The sequence below is a fragment of the Actinacidiphila yanglinensis genome, assembly GCF_900107965.1.
Classification (GTDB): Bacteria; Actinomycetota; Actinomycetes; order Streptomycetales; family Streptomycetaceae; genus Actinacidiphila; species Actinacidiphila yanglinensis.
This window is the reverse complement of the sequence record NZ_FNVU01000001.1, coordinates 36493-52832: the sequence shown is the minus strand read 5'-3', so window position 1 is coordinate 52832 and position 16340 is coordinate 36493. Positions and strand designations below refer to the sequence as shown.

15 protein-coding genes are annotated in these 16340 nt (G+C 73.4%); 7 read left to right on the top strand and 8 right to left on the bottom strand.

Annotated elements, in window-relative coordinates:
- Positions 1–112: 112 nt before the first annotated feature.
- On the bottom strand, positions 113–1117 hold the full coding sequence (locus C4U44_RS00225) for an RNA polymerase subunit sigma-70 (protein WP_235031704.1): 1005 nt from the start codon (positions 1115–1117) through the stop codon (positions 113–115).
- Complete coding sequence (locus C4U44_RS00220) at positions 1117–2004, bottom strand: alpha/beta hydrolase (protein WP_103883497.1); 888 nt, start codon at positions 2002–2004, stop codon at positions 1117–1119. The genes C4U44_RS00225 and C4U44_RS00220 overlap by 1 nt, the downstream gene beginning before the upstream one ends.
- Before the next feature lie 239 nt (positions 2005–2243).
- Between C4U44_RS00220 and C4U44_RS00215 the strand changes: the two genes are divergently transcribed.
- Together C4U44_RS00215 and C4U44_RS00210 are read left to right on the top strand one after the other, a co-directional pair.
- On the top strand, positions 2244–3014 hold the full coding sequence (locus C4U44_RS00215) for a SanA/YdcF family protein (protein ID WP_103883496.1): 771 nt from the start codon (positions 2244–2246) through the stop codon (positions 3012–3014).
- A 100-nt stretch (positions 3015–3114) separates the two neighbouring features.
- The gene (locus C4U44_RS00210) at positions 3115–3597 is read left to right on the top strand and encodes an OsmC family protein (protein WP_103883495.1); all 483 of its coding nucleotides are present in this window, start codon (positions 3115–3117) and stop codon (positions 3595–3597) included.
- Between the two features lie 35 nt (positions 3598–3632).
- On the opposite strand, the gene C4U44_RS00205 is transcribed toward C4U44_RS00210, so the two are convergent.
- Complete coding sequence (locus tag C4U44_RS00205) at positions 3633–4352, bottom strand: hypothetical protein (protein ID WP_103883494.1); 720 nt, start codon at positions 4350–4352, stop codon at positions 3633–3635.
- Between the two features lie 183 nt (positions 4353–4535).
- Here C4U44_RS00205 and nirB point away from each other — a divergent pair, with 183 nt between their 5' ends.
- Positions 4536–7160: a nitrite reductase large subunit NirB gene (nirB, locus tag C4U44_RS00200; protein WP_103883493.1), complete on the top strand. Its 2625-nt coding sequence runs from the start codon at positions 4536–4538 to the stop codon at positions 7158–7160.
- The gene (gene nirD / locus C4U44_RS00195; RefSeq protein ID WP_103883492.1) at positions 7157–7489 is read left to right on the top strand and encodes a nitrite reductase small subunit NirD; all 333 of its coding nucleotides are present in this window, start codon (positions 7157–7159) and stop codon (positions 7487–7489) included. Before nirB ends, nirD begins: the two co-directional genes overlap by 4 nt.
- A gap of 26 nt (positions 7490–7515) precedes the next feature.
- Here nirD and C4U44_RS00190 read toward each other — a convergent pair whose 3' ends face one another.
- Positions 7516–8934: an endo-1,4-beta-xylanase gene (locus C4U44_RS00190; RefSeq protein ID WP_103883491.1), complete on the bottom strand. Its 1419-nt coding sequence runs from the start codon at positions 8932–8934 to the stop codon at positions 7516–7518.
- A 328-nt stretch (positions 8935–9262) separates the two neighbouring features.
- Positions 9263–10342, bottom strand: coding sequence for a LacI family DNA-binding transcriptional regulator (locus tag C4U44_RS00185; RefSeq protein WP_103883490.1), 1080 nt, complete (start codon positions 10340–10342; stop codon positions 9263–9265).
- A gap of 286 nt (positions 10343–10628) precedes the next feature.
- Between C4U44_RS00185 and C4U44_RS00180 the strand changes: the two genes are divergently transcribed.
- Complete coding sequence (locus C4U44_RS00180) at positions 10629–11366, top strand: DUF4230 domain-containing protein (protein ID WP_103883489.1); 738 nt, start codon at positions 10629–10631, stop codon at positions 11364–11366.
- On the opposite strand, the gene C4U44_RS00175 is transcribed toward C4U44_RS00180, so the two are convergent.
- Positions 11352–12218, bottom strand: coding sequence for a nitroreductase/quinone reductase family protein (locus C4U44_RS00175; RefSeq protein WP_103883488.1), 867 nt, complete (start codon positions 12216–12218; stop codon positions 11352–11354). The genes C4U44_RS00180 and C4U44_RS00175 overlap by 15 nt on opposite strands.
- Before the next feature lie 94 nt (positions 12219–12312).
- Between C4U44_RS00175 and C4U44_RS00170 the strand changes: the two genes are divergently transcribed.
- Complete coding sequence (locus tag C4U44_RS00170) at positions 12313–12849, top strand: MarR family winged helix-turn-helix transcriptional regulator (RefSeq protein ID WP_103883487.1); 537 nt, start codon at positions 12313–12315, stop codon at positions 12847–12849.
- A gap of 99 nt (positions 12850–12948) precedes the next feature.
- On the opposite strand, the gene C4U44_RS00165 is transcribed toward C4U44_RS00170, so the two are convergent.
- Together C4U44_RS00165 and C4U44_RS00160 are read right to left on the bottom strand one after the other, a co-directional pair.
- Positions 12949–13476, bottom strand: coding sequence for a MarR family winged helix-turn-helix transcriptional regulator (locus C4U44_RS00165; RefSeq protein ID WP_235031703.1), 528 nt, complete (start codon positions 13474–13476; stop codon positions 12949–12951).
- Positions 13473–14894 (bottom strand): MFS transporter, encoded by a 1422-nt coding sequence (locus C4U44_RS00160; RefSeq protein WP_103883486.1) that lies wholly within the window; start codon positions 14892–14894, stop codon positions 13473–13475. Before C4U44_RS00160 ends, C4U44_RS00165 begins: the two co-directional genes overlap by 4 nt.
- 115 nt (positions 14895–15009) lie before the next feature.
- On the opposite strand from C4U44_RS00160, the gene dusB reads away from it, so the two are divergent.
- On the top strand, positions 15010–16209 hold the full coding sequence (dusB, locus tag C4U44_RS00155) for a tRNA dihydrouridine synthase DusB (RefSeq protein ID WP_103883485.1): 1200 nt from the start codon (positions 15010–15012) through the stop codon (positions 16207–16209).
- The last annotated feature ends 131 nt before the right edge of the window (positions 16210–16340 follow it).

Genomic DNA, 16340 nt, shown 5'->3' with positions numbered 1-16340 from the left:
CGGGCGGCAAGGGCAAGGAGCACCCACCCAGGGGCGCGGGGAACTGCGCGGGCAACCACGACGCACCCCCACGACACCCAACCACCGCAAGGGGCACCGTGGAAGTGGAGGCCTAGGCCGGGTGGAGAGAGGGGAGCGCGGAGGTGAGGAGGAGGGAGGGCTGGGCGAAGACGGTGATGCGGGTGACGCGGGGGGAGGGGGGCGCGGAGGCGGTGAGGTGGAGGATGCCGTACGCGCGGTGCACCGTGCCGCCGCCTCGGAGGTACGCCCCGGCAGCAGGCCCCCCGTTGACACGTACGGGCAGGAACTTCCAGTCCCCCGGCGCACCGAGCCCCGCCGTGGCGTGCTCGGCGGCCGCGGCCCCGCGGAACCACGCGGGCGACGGCGGCAACTCCAGCACCACGTCCTCGCTGAGCAGCGCCCGCAACCCCGCCGCGTCCGCCCGCGCGAACGCCTCGGTGTAACGGTCGAGTAGCGCACGCACCTCGGGCTCCTCGGGCTCGCTGACCTGATCCGCGACGGGCGCCACCTCTTCGAGCCTTGCCCGGGCCCGTTGGAGGCTGCTCTTGACCGCCGCGACGGTGCTGCCGAGCATCTCGGCGACATCCGCGGCGGGGAAGAGGAGCACATCCCGCAGCAGCAGCACCGCACGCTGCTTCGGCGGGAGGTACTGGACGCTCGCGACGAAGGCGAGCCGGATGCTCTCCCGCGAGACGGCGACCGCCTCGGGATCGGTGGGCTCCCCGATCACCAGGGCGTCCGGCAGCGGCTGCAGCCATCCGTCCGAGCGGCCGGTCGCAGCGCCGAGTCCCGCCGGGAGCAGCCGGCGGGACCGGTGGCCCAGGGCGGACAGGCACGCGTTCGTGGCGATCCGGTACAGCCAGGTCCGGGTCGACGAGCGGCCCTCGAACCTCCGGTAGGACCGCCAGGCGCGCAGGTACGTCTCCTGGACCAGGTCCTCCGCGTCGTCCACCGAGCCGAGCAACCGGTAGCAGTGCGCGAGCAGTTCCCGCCGGAACGGCCCGGCCAGCGCGGCGAACTCGGCGTCCGTCCGGCCGATCTCCTCCCCTATGGAGACGGCGGGCATCAGCGTCGTCCCGTCCGTCAGCGCCCCCATCACAGCCCCAGCAGGGGACGCAGCCAGGCGGCGAGGCGGCCGATCGCGTCGTCCGCCTCCGGCGCGCGCCCGGCCATCATCTGGAAGGTGTGCTGCATCTCCGGGAAGACGTCGAGCCGGACCTCCACCCCGGCCTTCTCCGCGTGCTCGGCGAGCCGCCGGCTGTCGTCGAGCAGCACCTCGTGGGCGCCGACCTGGACGAACACCGGCCCGAAACCGGTGATATCGGCGTGGAGCGCGTTCGCGTGCGGATCGCGCGGATCGGCGCCCGCGAGGTACCCGGCCGCGAGTTGCCCCACCCACGGCTGGTTGAACAGCGCCTCCACCTCGCGGTTGGTCTCCATCGTCGCGCCGACGACCTCCATGTCCACCCAGGGCGACAGCGCGAGCGTCGCGGCGGGCAGCGGGAGTCCGGCCTCCCGCGCGCGGAGCTGGGCGCCGAACAGCGGGCCGGCGCCCGCCGAGTCGCCCGCCAGCGCGATGTGCCCGGCGCTCACCCCCTCGTCGAGCAGCGCCCGGTAGCCGGCGAAGGCGCGGTCCACGGGGACCGGGTAGGCGCCCTCGGGCAGCAACGGGTAACCGACGAGCAGCGCCCGGACCCCGGTCGCCTTCGCGAGGTGGGCGAACATCTTGCGGTGGGTGTGGATCGAACCGGAGACGAAACCGCCGCCGTGCACGCACAGCAGTACCCGGTCCGTCGCGCAGCCGTGCGGCACCGCCCACAGGGCCGGCTGCCCGGCGACGGCGGTCTCCAGGTAGTCGACCCCGCCCGGTTCCGCGGTCAGCACGTCCCATTGCCGCTGGTCGTGGATCGGCTCGTCCGCTCCCGGCCCGGCCAGCCACGTCCGGTACAGCTTCGCCACGGCGCCCGACTGCGTACTCGGCATCGTGCTCGTCCCTCCTCAGGAGTCCCCGCGGGGTGCGGGGTCTTACGGAAGGACAGACCCGGCCGGGCGGCAAAAGGAATCGGTTCCGGGACGACGACCTCATGGACGACGACTTCATGGGGGGCGCCCCGCGCGGGAGTTCACCGCAACCGGGCGGACCCGGAACACGTCCTTCAGCGTGTACGGGGGACCATGATCGGTGGCGGGCGCGGTACCCGCCCGCGGGCGAGGGGGCGCGGATGCGCGAGTGGACCAGACAGCTGCGCACCCGGGCGGCCCGGCCCGGCCCGCCCGGATTCCCCCGGCTGCCCGACCTGGAGGGGCCGCGCCTGCGGCTCCTGCCGGGCACCCGCCGCGCCCAACGCCGCCTGCTGCGCTGGGCGGTGGCGCTGTGCGTGCTGGCGCTGCTGCCGACGACCTGGCTGCGGCTCACCCAGGACAGCCGGGTGCGTTCCGAGCAGGACGTGCCGAGCGAGCCCGTCGCCATGGTCTTCGGCGCCGGGCTGATCGACGGCACCCCGTCGCCGTACCTCGCCCACCGTCTCGACGCGGCGGTCCGGCTCTACGACGACGGGAAGGTGCGGGTGATCCTCGCCACCGGCGACAACAGCCGGACGTCGTACAACGAGCCCGGTGCGATGCGCGCCTACCTGGTCGCGCACGGCGTGCCCGACTCCCATGTGGTGCTCGACTACGCCGGGTTCGACACCTGGGACTCCTGCGACCGCGCCAGGCGGATCTTCGGCGTGGACCAGGCGGTGCTGGTCAGCCAGAGCTTCCACATCGACCGGGCGCTGGCCCTCTGCAAGGCGGCCGGGATCGACGCGTACGGCGTCGGCGTCGACGAGAAGCACGACGCCACCTGGTTCGCGAGCGGGACCCGGGAACTGCTGGCCGCGGACAAGGCGGCGCTCGACATCGCGGTGAAGCCGAACCCGCACTTCCTCGGCCGTCGCGAGCCCGGGGTGACCCGCGCGCTGGCCGCCCCACCCGTGGCGCGGCAACCGTAGGAACCGCGGAACCGTACGAGCCGAGCGCGGCGGTACGGAGCGCTCCGGTAAAGTGACCGTTACGGCCTCCGGTGGCCGCCACCGACCCAGGGAGTACGCCATGCCCTCCGCCCGGCAGCACACCTACCGGACCGAACTCGTCTGGACCGGCAACCTCGGCACCGGCACCGACACCTACCGCTCCTACCGGCGCACCCATGAGGTCACCGTGCCCGGTGCGCCGGTGATCGCCGGGTCCGCCGACCCGCACTTCCGCGGCGACGCCGACCGGTGGAACCCCGAGCAGATGCTGCTCGCCTCGCTCTCGCAGTGCCACCTGCTGTCCTACCTGCACGTGTGCGCGGTCAACGGCGTGGTGGTGACCGGCTACACCGACCGGGCCGAAGGCACCATGGGCGAGACGCCGGACGGCGGCGGCCACTTCACCGAGGCGGTGCTCCGCCCGGCCGTCGAGGTCGCCTCCCCCGACATGGCGGAGAAGGCACTCGCCCTGCACGCGCGGGCCCACGACCTGTGCTTCATCGCGAACTCGGTGAACTTCCCGGTCCGGCACGAGGCGACGGTGAGCGTCAGCGGGGAGTAGCGGGAGCGGGTCCTCCCCGTCACGACTCCTCGCACCTACCGGTCGCGCCCCGGCTCCTCGGTGCCGTCCGCAGGGTCCGCACGGTCCGCCTCGCCCGCACCATCGGCACCGCCGCCGGCGTCCGCGCGGCCGTCGGGTTCCGCGTCCCGCATCGGGCTGCCCGAGCTGATCGTCATGTGCCCGATGGAGCTGCGGGGCCTCCGATGTCCGCCCGGCCCCGGCTCCCGGTACCCCCTGCCGGGGTCGCCCGGTGTCCGGTGCGGGACCTGCCACAGCCGGGTGACGCCCGCGGCGGCGGCCACGATCGGTGCCCCGTCGAGTTCCGCCCGGAACTCCTCGACGCCCGCCGCCCGCCACGACCCGGAGAACACCACCGGGCCGCCCGGCGGCAGCGGGCCGATCCACAGCTGCGCGTCCCACTCCCCCGGCGAGCCGCCCCCGGTGCGCTGCGAGACGCCCAGCAGCTGCGGCCCGTCGCGCCTCACCGGCGGGCGCTGCCCCGGCAGCGGGCGCCGCCCGGGAAGCTCGCCGGCCCGGCCGTTCGCCGCGTACCGCACCTCCAGGCGCAGTGCGCCGTCACCGTCCCAGACCGTCGAGGGCACCCTCCTGCCGTCCACCATCCGCATGGGTTCCCGCGGTTCGCGCTGCATCACCCGCAGGGTGCACTCGAACCCGCCGGAGTAGACGCGCAGCGCCCCCACCCAGCCGCCGGCGTCCGCCGTCCCGAACAGCACCACGTCGCCCGGCGCGCTCACGGGCAACTCCCCCTCGTTTCCCATCCGTCCACGATGGCAGGCGGGGCTCGCGGCGGTGAGGGGCTTTCCCGCCTCGCCCGGGCCCGGGGCTCACACCCGGGCCCGGGCGGCGATGAGCGCAGCGTTGCCACCGGGAAATCGCGGGGATGCCCTCGGGAAACAGCGCCGCCGCACGCTGGCGGCATGGAGAACCGAACCGACACCGTACCCGGGAGCGTCGAGCGCCCCGCGGGGCGAGCGGGCGCGCGCCGCCCCACCATCGTGCTGGTCGGCCACGGCATGGTCGGCCAGCGTTTCCTGGAGGCGCTGACCGACCGGGGGCTCACCACGAGCGCCCGGGTGGTGGTGCTGTGCGAGGAGCCGCGCGCGGCCTACGACCGCGTCCACCTGACCTCGTACTTCTCCGAGGGCGCCGCGCCGGAGGACCTCTGCCTGGTGGAGGACGGCTTCATGGCGCGGCACGGCATCGAGCTGCGGCTCGGCGACCCCGCGGTGGCGGTGGACCGGGGCGCCCGCACGGTGACGGCCCGTTCGGGACTGGTCGTCGGGTACGACACGCTGGTGCTGGCCACCGGCTCGTACCCGTTCGTGCCGCCGGTGCCGGGCCGGGACGCCGAGGGCTGCTTCGTGTACCGCACCGTCGAGGACCTGCTGGCCATCGAGGCGTACGCGGCGGGGGCGCGGACCGGCGCGGTGGTCGGCGGCGGGCTGCTCGGGCTGGAGGCGGCGGGCGCGCTGAAGGGCCTGGGACTGGCCACGCACGTCGTGGAGTTCGCGCCGCGGCTGATGCCGGTGCAGGTCGACGAGGGCGGCGGGCGGGCGCTGCGCCGCCGTGTCGAGACGCTGGACGTGTCGGTGCACACCGGGGTGGGCACGCAGGGGGTCGTCACCGGCCCGGACGGCCGGGTGCGCGGGATGGCGCTGTCGGACGGTTCGACGCTCGCCGCCGATCTGGTGGTCTTCTCCGCGGGCGTGCGGCCGCGCGACGAGCTGGCGCGGGAGTGCGGGCTGCCGGTCGGCGAGCGCGGCGGCATCGTGGTCGACGCGTCGTGCCGTACCGCCGACCCGTCGGTGTACGCGATCGGCGAGTGCGCGCTGGCGTCCGACGGCCGGGTGTACGGCCTGGTCGGGCCCGGGTACGAGATGGCCGAGACCGCCGCACGCCGGATCGCGGGCGAGGCGGGCGCGTTCACCGGCGCCGACCTGTCGACGAAGCTGAAACTGCTCGGCGTGGACGTGGCGAGCTTCGGGGACGCGCACGGCGCGGCCGAGGGCTGCCTCGACGTGGTCTACTCCGACCCGCGCGCCGGGGTGTACCGCAAGCTGGTGGTCGCGGAGGACGGCACCCTGCTCGGCGGCGTGCTGGTCGGCGACACCGAGTCCTACGCCCTGCTGCGCCCGCTGACCGGCACGGTGCCCCCGGTCGCCGCCGAGCACCTGGTGCTCCCTGCGGGCGCCGGCGCGCCCGTGACCCTGGGGGTGTCGGCGCTGCCGGACGACGCCGTGGTGTGCAGCTGCCACAACGTGACGAAGGGCGCGGTGCGCGACGCGGTCGGCACGCACTCCTGCACGACGGTGCCCGAGGTGAAGAAGTGCACCAAGGCCGGTACCGGGTGCGGGAGTTGCGTGAAGGTGCTGGGCCGGATCGTGTCCGCGGAGCTGGCCGCCAACGGCATCGCGGTCGACACCGGGATGTGCCGGTGCTTCCCGCAGACCCGCACCGAGCTGTACGAGATCGTGCGGGCCCTGCGGATCACCTCCTACCGGCACCTGCTGGACGGCTACGGGCGGGAGGCGGCGCGCGGCGGCGAGGGCTGCGAGGAGTGCAAGCCCGCGGTCGCCTCGATCCTGGCCTCGCTGGCACCGGCGATCGGGGTGAGCGGGCACGTCCTGGACGGCGAGCAGGGCGCGTTGCAGGACACCAACGACCGGTTCCTGGCCAACATGCAGAAGAACGGGTCGTACTCGATCGTGCCGCGGGTGCCCGGCGGAGAGATCACCCCGGAGAAGCTGATCGTGATCGGCGAGGTGGCCCGGGACTTCGGCCTCTACACGAAGATCACCGGCGGCCAGCGGATCGACCTGTTCGGTGCCCGCGTGGAGCAACTGCCGCTGATCTGGACCCGGCTGGTGGACGCGGGCTTCGAGTCGGGGCACGCCTACGGCAAGGCGCTGCGGACCGTGAAGTCCTGCGTCGGGCAGAGCTGGTGCCGCTTCGGGGTGCAGGACAGCGTGCGGATGGCGATCGACCTGGAGCTGCGCTACCGGGGGCTGCGCTCCCCGCACAAGCTGAAGTCGGCGGTGTCGGGGTGCGCCCGGGAGTGCGCGGAGGCGCAGTCCAAGGACTTCGGGGTGATCGCCACCGCGTCCGGCTGGAACCTGTACGTCGGCGGCAACGGCGGCGCCACCCCGCGCCACGCCGACCTGCTCGCCAAGGACCTGTCGGACGCCGAACTGGTACGGCTGATCGACCGGTTCCTGATGTTCTACATCCGCACCGCGGACCGGCTGGAGCGCACCAGCGTGTGGCTGGAGCGGATCCCGGGCGGCCTGGACCATGTGCGGGACGTGGTCGTGCACGACTCGCTGGGCATCTGCGCGGAGTTGGAGGCACTGATGGCCGAACACGTGGCGCACTACCGCGACGAGTGGGCGGAGACCGTCAACGACCCGGAGCGGCTGAGCCGGTTCGTGTCGTTCGTGAACGCGCCCGACACCCCCGACCCGACCGTGCGCTTCGTGCCCGAACGCGGCCAGATCAAGCCCGAACCGGCGCTGCTGACCCTGAGTGCGACGGTGACGGCATGAGCGCCACGGTCGAACTCCACGGCCCCGAGGGCTGGTTCGCGGTCTGCCCGGTCGACGTACTGGAACCGGGCCGCGGGGTGGCGGTGCTGCTGCCCGACGGCGGCCAGGCCGCGCTCTTCCGCGACCGGACGGGCCGGCTGTACGCGATCGGCAACGTCGACCCGTTCACCGGTGCGGGGGTGCTGAGCCACGGCCTGCTCGGGTCGGCGCCCGGCGACCGCCCGTACGTCGCCTCCCCGCTGCTCAAGCAGCGGTTCGACCTGGCGGACGGGCGGTGCCTGGACGACGACGAGGTGTCCGTGGCCAGCTATCCGGTGCGGGTCGGCTGACAGTTCGGGTCAGCTGATGGTGCGGGTCAACTGACGGTGCACGCCGTGCCGTTGAGCGTGGCGCCGGACGGTTTCGGGTCGGAGCCGGACCAGTTGGCGTTGAAGCCGAAGGTCGCGCTGCCGCCCGCCGCGAGGGTCCCGTTGTAGGACAGGTTCTTCGCGGTCAGCGTGCTGCCGTTCTGGGTGACGGTGGCGTTCCACGCCTGGGTGACGGTCCTGCTGCCGCCGGGGTAGGTCAGCACGACCGTCCAGCCGTTGACCGCCGACGCGCTGGTGACGGTGATGTTCGCGGTCACCCCGGTGCTCCACTCGTTGGTGGCGTAGCCGACCGTGCAGGCTCCGCCGCCACCGGGGGGCGTGGTGGGCGGGCTGGTCGGCGGGGTGGTCGACCCGCTGCCGCCCAGAGCGGTCTGGATCGCGTAGTAGGCCGGCTTGGGCTGGTAGTTCTCGTCGTACGGCGTGGCCGCGCCCTGGCCGGGGAAGGTGCTCGGGACCCACGAGGTGGCGTCGTTGAAGCCCCACACCGTGATGCCCTGGCAGCGCGAGACGCCCAGGCAGTCGTCGACGACCTTGGTGTAGTCGCTCGCCTGCTGCTGCAGGTTGGCCGCGGTGGCGGGGGTGTTCATCCGCACGTCGAGCTCGGTGACCGCCACGTCGACGCCGAGGTCGGCGAAGCGCTGCAGGTTCGCCTCGAAGTCCGAGGGGATCTGGCCGAGGATGAAGTGTGCCTGGAAGCCGACGCCGTCGATCGGCACGCCTTGCTGCTTCAGCGACTTGACCAGGTTGTACATCGCGTTGCTCTTGGCGTTCTCGCCCTCGATGTTGTAGTCGTTGATGTAGAGCTTGGCGGCCGGGTCGGCGGCGTGCGCGGCGGTGAGGGCGTCGGCGATGTAGGACTGGCCGATCTGGTTGTACCAGATGTCCGAGCGGTAAGTGCCGTCCTCGTTGAACGGCTCGTTGACCACGTCCCAGTGGATGACCTTGCCCTTGTAGTGCGTGACCTCGTCGGTGACGTGCTTGATCATGAGGTCGTGCACCTGGGTGTTGGTGAAACTGCCGGACGTCAGCCAGTTCGGCAACTGGCTGTGCCAGACCAGGTTGTGGCCGCGCACCTGCATACCGTGCTGCTGCGCGAAGCTCACGATCTGGTCGCCGGGGCCCCAGTTGTACGTGCCCTGGGTCGGCTCGACGGTGTCCCACTTCATCTCGTTGCCGGGGGTCACCTCGTCGAACTGCGTGCTCGCGATGGACGCCGAGGTGCCGGTCAGCTCGTTGGCCATCAGGGCGGTGCCCATGTAGATGCCCTTGGCCTCGGCCAGGGTACGCAGGGGGGTGTCCGCGGCGTGGGCGGACGGCATGGCGACCGCGACCAGCGCGGCCGTGACGGCGAGCAGGGCGACGCCCGACCCGCCGACGGCGGATCTCAGGGTGCGCTTCGAGAACATCGGGGGGTACCTCTCTCCAAGTGGGGGTTTGGACAGGGTTGCTGCGTCCCCGGGACGGGCGCGACGACGCCGTGACGGCGCCATGGCGGCCGAAAGTTTCGGGGACGATTCCGATCTGCGCGCAGACCCTACGACCGCCCCTGCCGGGCGTCAACACTCGGGACGGTCATCGCAGGTGGGAGGGGCGGGAGCGCTCCCATGAAGCGGCCCGCGGAACCCGCTTCGGGGGTCCGTCGCGCCGGCCGATACCCCCCGCGCGACCCCTGCTCCGGCGGCGCCCGCCGTCGCTCGGGCGCGCGGTCGGCCGGGCCGCAGGTCGGGCCGACGCTCAGGCGCCCGCCGCGGGCCGGCCGGCGGCGCGGGGCCGCGCGCTGCTCGCCCGCTCGACCAGCCGCGTCGCCAGGTCCACCCGCAGGGTGCTCGGCTGCTTGCCCCGGCTCAGGTCGAGCACCAGCCGGGCCGCCGCCTCGGCCATCTCGTTCAGCGGCTGCCGGACCGTGGTCAGCGGCGGGCTGATCCAGCGGGCCAGCGGCAGGTCGTCGAAGCCGACCACGCTCACGTCCTCCGGGATGCGCAGACCCAGCTCGCGGGCGGCCTCGTACAGGCCGAGGGCCTGCAGGTCGTTACCGGTGAAGACGGCGGTGGGGCGGTCGGCGGGGCGCAGCAGTTCCAGGCCCACCGCGTAGCCGGCCTCGTGGTGGAAGTCGCCGGACCGCACCAGGTCCGGGTCGTAGTCCACCCCGGCGGTCTCCAGGGCGGCGCGGTAGCCGTCGATCCTGGCCCGGCTGCACATCATGCCGCCGGGGCCGGCGATCACACCGATCCGGCGGTGGCCCAGTTCCAGCAGGTGGCGGGTGGCGGCCAGGCCGCCCTGCCAGTTGGTGGCGCCGATCGCGGGCACGTCCTCGCCCGGGTCGCCGGCCGGGTCCATCACCACGAACGGGATGTCCCGGCTGGTGAGTTGGGCGCGCTGCGCCGGGTCGAGGCCGGACAGCACCAGGATCACCCCGGTGGGGCGGCGGGCCAGCACGCCGTCCACCCAGGTCTGGCCGGGGCTGAGCCGTCCCGCGGACTCGGACAGCACCACGTTCAGGCTCTCCTGGCGGGCCACGTTCTCCACCCCGCGGATCACCTCCATCGCCCAGGAGCTGTCCAGCTCGTGGAAGACCAGGTCGATCAGCGGCGCGGGCTGGACGCTGCCGCGCCGCCGCTGGTAGCCGTGCCGGCGCAGCAGGTCCTCGACCCGACTGCGGGTGGCCGGCGCGACATCGCCCCGGCCGTTGAGGACCTTCGAAACAGTCGGAGCGGACACGCCCGCGGCCCGCGCGATCTCGGCAAGCGTCGCCGTGCCGTCACCGGGGGTACCCGGCTGGTCGTCACGGGGTGGTTGCACGCTGGTGGCACTCATGGCAGCGATCGTAGCCCGCCCGGGGGCCGAGGGCAGCGCCCCGCCCACCGCGTACTCGCCGCCGACCCGAGCCGTAACCTTCGGATGGCCAGGCGAAACATTCGGACATCGGACCCGATTCCGCGGCCTCCCCGGCCCTCCGCACCGCCCGCCCGGCCGCACCCCGGATGCCGTCCGCCACCCGTCCGCGATCAACGCCCTTGCCAGTTGGGGGTGTTGACCTTCGAACGCCGCCATGACCCCGCGGGCCGGGGGTAGCCGATCCGTTGACGAGAGGAGGTGTGTCATGGAGACGCAGCAGGTCGGGGTGGTACGCGTCACACCGTGGTGGGCACGGATCGTGATCGGGGTGGTGGTGCTGGGACTGCTGTTCTTCCTGCTCGGCAGAGCGGATCTGCTGCCCGGCATCCCCAACCCGTTCGAGGAGACGACCCACGACCGGACCGGACCGGTGGTGCTGAAGTCGATCCAGGACATGAACCGGTTCGAGGGCGCCAGCGGCAACTTCCAGGTCGTGGTGGACCTCGACAAGGACGCGAAGTTCCTGCCCGACGCGGTGCGCGGCAAGCGCACGCTGTACGTGGGCGCGGGCAGCGTGGACGCGTACGTCGACCTCGGCAAGGTCGCCGACGGCGCGGTGACGGTGTCCGACAACCGGCGGACGGCGTCGATCCGGCTGCCGCACGCCGCGCTGGAACGGGCCTCGCTCGACCCCAAGCACTCCTACGTGGTCTCGCAGCAGCGCGGCCTCTTCGACCGGATCGGCGACTTCTTCAGCGGCAATCCGGGGAACCTCCAGCAGCTCAACGAGCTGGCGGCGACGAAGATCCAGACGGCGGCCAAGCAGACCGAGCTGGCCCAGCGCGCGGAGACCAACACCCGCACCATGCTGACGCGGATGCTGACCTCGCTGGGGTTCACCAAGGTGACCGTGGCCTTCGGCCCCGCACCCAAGGCGACCGGCCCGTCCGCGTCGCTCAGCGGGTCGGCGACCCCGTCGGCGAGCGGGTCAGGAAAGTCCTGACCCACCGGGCACGTTGCCGGCCTCCTCGCCCAGCAGGGCGGGCAGCAGATACCGCTCCTCGTAGGCGAAGTGCGTCTCCGCGTCGGCGGCCAGGGCTTCGAGGCGGGGGCGCACCGCACCGGGTTCGGCGCCCTGCTCCAGCAGGGCGCGCAACTCCTCCAGCGCGCCGGCGACCTGACGGTGCTCCTCGCGCAACCGGGCGAGCACCGGGGCGAGTCGGGGGAAGGCGGCGTCGAAGGCGGGCAGCACCATGTCCTCGGCGCCGTGGTGCGCGCCCAGGGCGTCGCAGAACGCCAGGCAGTGGACGGCGAGTTCGCCGCCGGCCGCGGGCCCGCCGTCCCGGAGGGCGGCGAGCTGGGCGCGCATCGTGGCGTGCACGCTGCGGAGCTGGTGCGCGAGGGCCCGGTTGCGGCCGTCGTCCGGCACGGCGAGGTCCAGCGGCAGCAGCGCCACCACGGGGATGACCCGGGTGGTGCGGGCCTCGTACTCCCCGTAGGCGGGCACCGCGGCGGCCTGCCGGGCCCAGGCGAGGTCGCGTTCGGCCGCGGCCAGCGGGCGGGCGCGGACGGTCAGGGTGCGGACGCCGCCGGCGCCGTCCCCGATCTCGACGACGGCCTGGGGATGGGCGAGCAGGTTGTGGTACCAGCCGGGATGCCGGCCGGCCCCCGCGTTGGAGGCGAAGACGTGCAGGGCCCCGCCCTCCCTGGCGTATCCGACGGGAGTCGTACGGCGCAGGGCGCTGCGCGCGCCCAGTGTGGTGAGCAGCAGGAGGTCGGCGCCCTCGAACCTGCCGCCGACCCTGCCCGCGTTCGCCCGGAACTCCGTGATGATCCGCTCGGTCCACCCGGTCATGGGGACACCCCTCTCCGATACGCTCGGACCACGGAAAGACTTCGCTTTGCAAGCAAAGCATCTTTGAGAACAAAGCTATGGGAGGCGGTCTGCCATGTCAACGACGGAGGGCCCCGGCCGCGGCGACCCGGACGCGGCCGAGCCCGCCGCTTCCGCCGACCCCGGCGCCGCCGGCTCCCCCGCCGACGGCCTCTCCGTGGACGACGGCATCCGCACCCTGCTGCGCCTCATGCCGCGCATGGTCGGCCGGGCCAAGCGGATCAGGATCCCCGAGGAGCTGAGCGGCTTCTCGCTCGCCCCCCGGCACCTCTCGCTCTTCTCCTACCTGCTCTTCGACGGCCCGCTGTCGGTGAACGATCTCGCCGCCCGGCTGGAGGTCGCCCCGGCGACGGTGAGCCTGATGGTCAGCGACCTCGCCAAGCAGGGCGTCCTGCGCCGCGACGCCGACCCGGACGACCGCCGGCGCGCCGTCGTGTCCATCGACCCCGCCCACCACCCGGCCATCAGCACCTGGCTGGCCCGCGGCGCGACCGCCTGGCGCCAGGCCCTCGCCCCGCTCACCCCGGCCGAACGCCGCACGTTCGTCACCACGTTGCAGACCTACGAGTCCGCGCTCGCCGAGGACGGCTGAGGCAGCCGGCGCCCGACCGGCAGCGGCGGGAGGCGTGTACGCCCCCCGCCGCTGATCACGCGCCGCCTGCCGCGGCGCCGTGCCGCGCTCCCGCGTGCCCTACTCCCCCGCGCCCGCGCCGTCCTCCGCACCGGCTTCGAGCAGCGCCGCGACGATCCGGTCCAGGGCGGCGAGGTCCTCCGGCGGCAGGGCCGCCAGCGCGGGCGGCGGGGTGCCGAGGATCGCGTTGGCCCGGTCGGCGGTGGCCCGGCCGGCCGCCGTGACCGAGACGATCTTGCAGCGGCGGTCGGTGGGGTGCTGGTGCCGCTCGACCAGGCCCCGTTTCTCCAGGTCGTCGACCACCAGCGTCAGATACGGGCGGTCGGAGGACAGCCGGGCGGCGAGCTCGCTCATCGACGACGGCTGCGCGGCGATCCTGCGCAGCGCCTTCGCCCGGAAGAAGCTCATGCCGAGGGCCTCCACGATCTTCTTCCGGCTCTCGTTCTGCTCCAGGACCAGCGCGCCCAGGTTGCGCCAGACCCGCTCCGGCGTACCGTCCGCGGCCGCGCCCTGCGCTGCCGCTCCCCGGGCCGCCGCCGCGCCTTCGGACGCCGCCGTGTCCACAGCCGCCCCGTTCATCGTGCTCATGACGTGCTCACCGCCACCTTGTCCCTGTCCGCCTCGGGCACCATCAGTGCCGCCGCCGTGCGTTCCGCCGTCCCGCGCGCCCGGCGTCCGGTGGTGAGGACACCGAGCACCAGGACCGCGGCCCCGCACCCGGTGATGATCCACCACGCGCCGGCGTGCAGACCCGCGGCGAGCGCCGCGCCGAGCACGGCGACGCCCAGCGACTGCCCGACCTGGCGGCTGGTGGAGGCGACCGCGGCGGCCACACCGGCCTGGGCGCGGGGCATCCCGGAGACCGCGGTGTTGGTGATCGGCGCGTTGATCAGGCCGAAACCGATGCCGAACAGGACGTAGGACGTGAACAGTTTGACGTTGTCGGACTCGGCGTCCAGTCCGGCGAACAGCACGCCGCTCGCCGTCATCGCCAGCCCGGCGAGCACCAGCGGCAGCCGCGGGCCGCGGGCGCCGACGAGCCGTCCGGACAGCGGCGCGAAGACCAGGCACATCAGCGCCATCGGCACCATGTACAGGCCGGCCTTGAGCGCGGACAGGCCCCGGTCGTTCTGCAGGTAGAGGGTGTTGAGGAACAGGAAGCCGCCGAGCGCGGCGAAGCCGCAGACCGCTATCACGGTGGCGCCGCTGAACGGGACGCTGCGGAAGAAGCGCACGTCGATCAGGGGGTCGGTGCGGCGCTGCTCGTAGCGGGCCAGCCCGACGACCGAGGCCGCGGCGACCACGAAGCTGCCCACGATCAGCGGTGAGCCCCAACCCGCCCCGGCGCCCTCGATGATCCCGTAGGTGAGACTGCCGAGCAGCAGGATCACCAGCACCTGGCCGACCGGGTCGATCCGGCGCGGCCTGGGGGCGCGCGAGTCGGGCACGAACCGCGCGGTCAGCACCAGCGCGGCCACGCCCACCGGCAGGTTGATCCAGAAGATGGAGCGCCAGCCGACCGACTCCACCAGCGCGCCGCCGATGATCGGTCCGGCCGCCATGCTGATGCCGACCACGCCGCCCCACACGCCGATCGCCTTGGCGCGCTCCTTGGCGTCGTCGAAGGTGTTGGTGATGATCGACATCGCGACCGGGTTGAGCATCGAGCCGCCGACCGCCTGCACCATGCGGAAGGCGACCAGCCAGCCGAGTCCGGGCGCGAGGCTGCACAGCGCCGATCCGAGGGTGAACACCACCAGGCCGACCTGGAAGACCCGCTTGCGCCCGATCCGGTCCGCGGTGGACCCGGCCAGCAGCAGCAGCGAGGCGATCACCACCAGGTAGGCGTCGATCGTCCACTGCAGGCCGGAGAGCGAGGCGTGGAAGTCCTTCTGCATCGACGGCAGCGCGACGTTCAGGATCGTGTTGTCCAAGCTGACGATCAGCAGACTCATGCAGCAGATCGCGAGGATCAGCATCCGCCGCCGGTAGCTCGGTCCTGGCATGTGCGTGCACCCTCCACCTGTTGTACGAGTAGAACCGTTACTACCGTACAACCAAAATCCGCGCTGCCGTACAACCCCTTTCGGTCGCCGCCCCGTGATACGGGACAATGGCCGCATGACCGTTGACGCCACCCTGGCCCCGCCCGCGACGGGCACCTCCGCCCCGCCCGCGACCGGCGCGCTCCGGATCGGCCCGCACACCGTGTGGCCGCCGGTCGTCCTCGCGCCCATGGCGGGCATCACCAACGCGCCCTTCCGCACGCTGTGCCGCGAGTTCTCCGGCGGCAAGGGGCTGTTCGTCAGCGAGATGATCACCACCCGGGCGCTGGTCGAGCGCAACGACAAGACCATGCAGCTCATCCACTTCGACGCCACCGAGACCCCGCGCTCCATTCAGCTCTACGGGGTCGACCCGGCCACCGTCGGCAAGGCGGTGCGGATGATCGTGGACGAGGACCTGGCCGACCACGTCGACCTCAACTTCGGCTGCCCCGTGCCCAAGGTCACCCGCAAGGGCGGCGGCTCGGCCCTGCCCTTCAAGCGCAACCTGCTGCGCGCGATCCTGCGCGAGGCGGTCGGCAGCGCGGGCGACCTGCCGGTCACCATCAAGATGCGCAAGGGCATCGACGACGACCACCTCACCTACCTCGACGCCGGGCGGATCGCCGTCGAGGAGGGCGTGACCGCGGTCGCGCTGCACGGCCGCACCGCCGCGCAGCACTACGGCGGCACCGCCGACTGGGACGCCATCGCCCGGCTCAAGGAGCACGTCCCGGAGATCCCCGTCCTGGGCAACGGCGACATCTGGTGCGCCGAGGACGCGGTGCGGATGATGCGGGAGACCGGCTGCGACGGCGTCGTGGTCGGGCGCGGCTGCCTCGGGCGCCCCTGGCTCTTCGGCGACCTGGTCGCCGCACTCGGCTCCGGTGCCCCCGGCGAGGGCGGCGCACCCGCCGCGCCCCGCTTCGGCGAGGTCGCGGCCGTGATGCGGCGGCACGCCGAACTCCTCGGGCTGTGGCTCGGCGACGAGGCGCGCGGCGTGGTCGACTTCCGCAAGCACGTGCCCTGGTACACCAAGGGGTTCTCGGTCGGCTCCGACGTCCGGCGCGCGCTGGCGATGGCCTCGTCGCTCGCGGAGCTCTCCGAGCTGCTGGAGTCGCTCGACCAGAGCCAGCCGTGGCCGGCGCACGCGGACGGCCCGCGCGGGCGCACCGCCCCGGGCAAGCGCGTGGTGCTGCCGGACGGCTGGCTGGACGATCCCTACGCCTGCGCGGCCCTCTCGGAGGACGCGGAGTCCGCCACGTCCGGCGGCTGAGGTTCCCTGCGGGGCTTTCCACGGTGCCGAGCCCCGGCAGGGGCGAGGGGAACCGCCGCGGTGGCGCGGGTCGCCACCGGCCCGAAAGGGGCGGTGGCGGTCGTGTCCGGGCCACCGGCCGGGGCCGGTTG

What these genes read in the sequence shown, in the direction of transcription:
- C4U44_RS00160 (WP_103883486.1), bottom strand. Translation starts at nt 14,894, where the DNA reads ATGCCAGGACCGAGCTACCGGCGGCGGATGCTGATCCTCGCGATCTGC.
- C4U44_RS00190 (WP_103883491.1), bottom strand. Translation starts at nt 8,934, where the DNA reads ATGTTCTCGAAGCGCACCCTGAGATCCGCCGTCGGCGGGTCGGGCGTC.
- C4U44_RS00220 (WP_103883497.1), bottom strand. Translation starts at nt 2,004, where the DNA reads ATGCCGAGTACGCAGTCGGGCGCCGTGGCGAAGCTGTACCGGACGTGG.
- C4U44_RS00215 (WP_103883496.1), top strand. Translation starts at nt 2,244, where the DNA reads ATGCGCGAGTGGACCAGACAGCTGCGCACCCGGGCGGCCCGGCCCGGC.
- dusB (WP_103883485.1), top strand. Translation starts at nt 15,010, where the DNA reads ATGACCGTTGACGCCACCCTGGCCCCGCCCGCGACGGGCACCTCCGCC.
- C4U44_RS00165 (WP_235031703.1), bottom strand. Translation starts at nt 13,476, where the DNA reads ATGAGCACGATGAACGGGGCGGCTGTGGACACGGCGGCGTCCGAAGGC.
- C4U44_RS00185 (WP_103883490.1), bottom strand. Translation starts at nt 10,342, where the DNA reads ATGAGTGCCACCAGCGTGCAACCACCCCGTGACGACCAGCCGGGTACC.
- nirD (WP_103883492.1), top strand. Translation starts at nt 7,157, where the DNA reads ATGAGCGCCACGGTCGAACTCCACGGCCCCGAGGGCTGGTTCGCGGTC.
- C4U44_RS00170 (WP_103883487.1), top strand. Translation starts at nt 12,313, where the DNA reads ATGTCAACGACGGAGGGCCCCGGCCGCGGCGACCCGGACGCGGCCGAG.
- C4U44_RS00175 (WP_103883488.1), bottom strand. Translation starts at nt 12,218, where the DNA reads ATGACCGGGTGGACCGAGCGGATCATCACGGAGTTCCGGGCGAACGCG.
- C4U44_RS00180 (WP_103883489.1), top strand. Translation starts at nt 10,629, where the DNA reads ATGGAGACGCAGCAGGTCGGGGTGGTACGCGTCACACCGTGGTGGGCA.
- nirB (WP_103883493.1), top strand. Translation starts at nt 4,536, where the DNA reads ATGGAGAACCGAACCGACACCGTACCCGGGAGCGTCGAGCGCCCCGCG.
- C4U44_RS00225 (WP_235031704.1), bottom strand. Translation starts at nt 1,117, where the DNA reads ATGGGGGCGCTGACGGACGGGACGACGCTGATGCCCGCCGTCTCCATA.
- C4U44_RS00210 (WP_103883495.1), top strand. Translation starts at nt 3,115, where the DNA reads ATGCCCTCCGCCCGGCAGCACACCTACCGGACCGAACTCGTCTGGACC.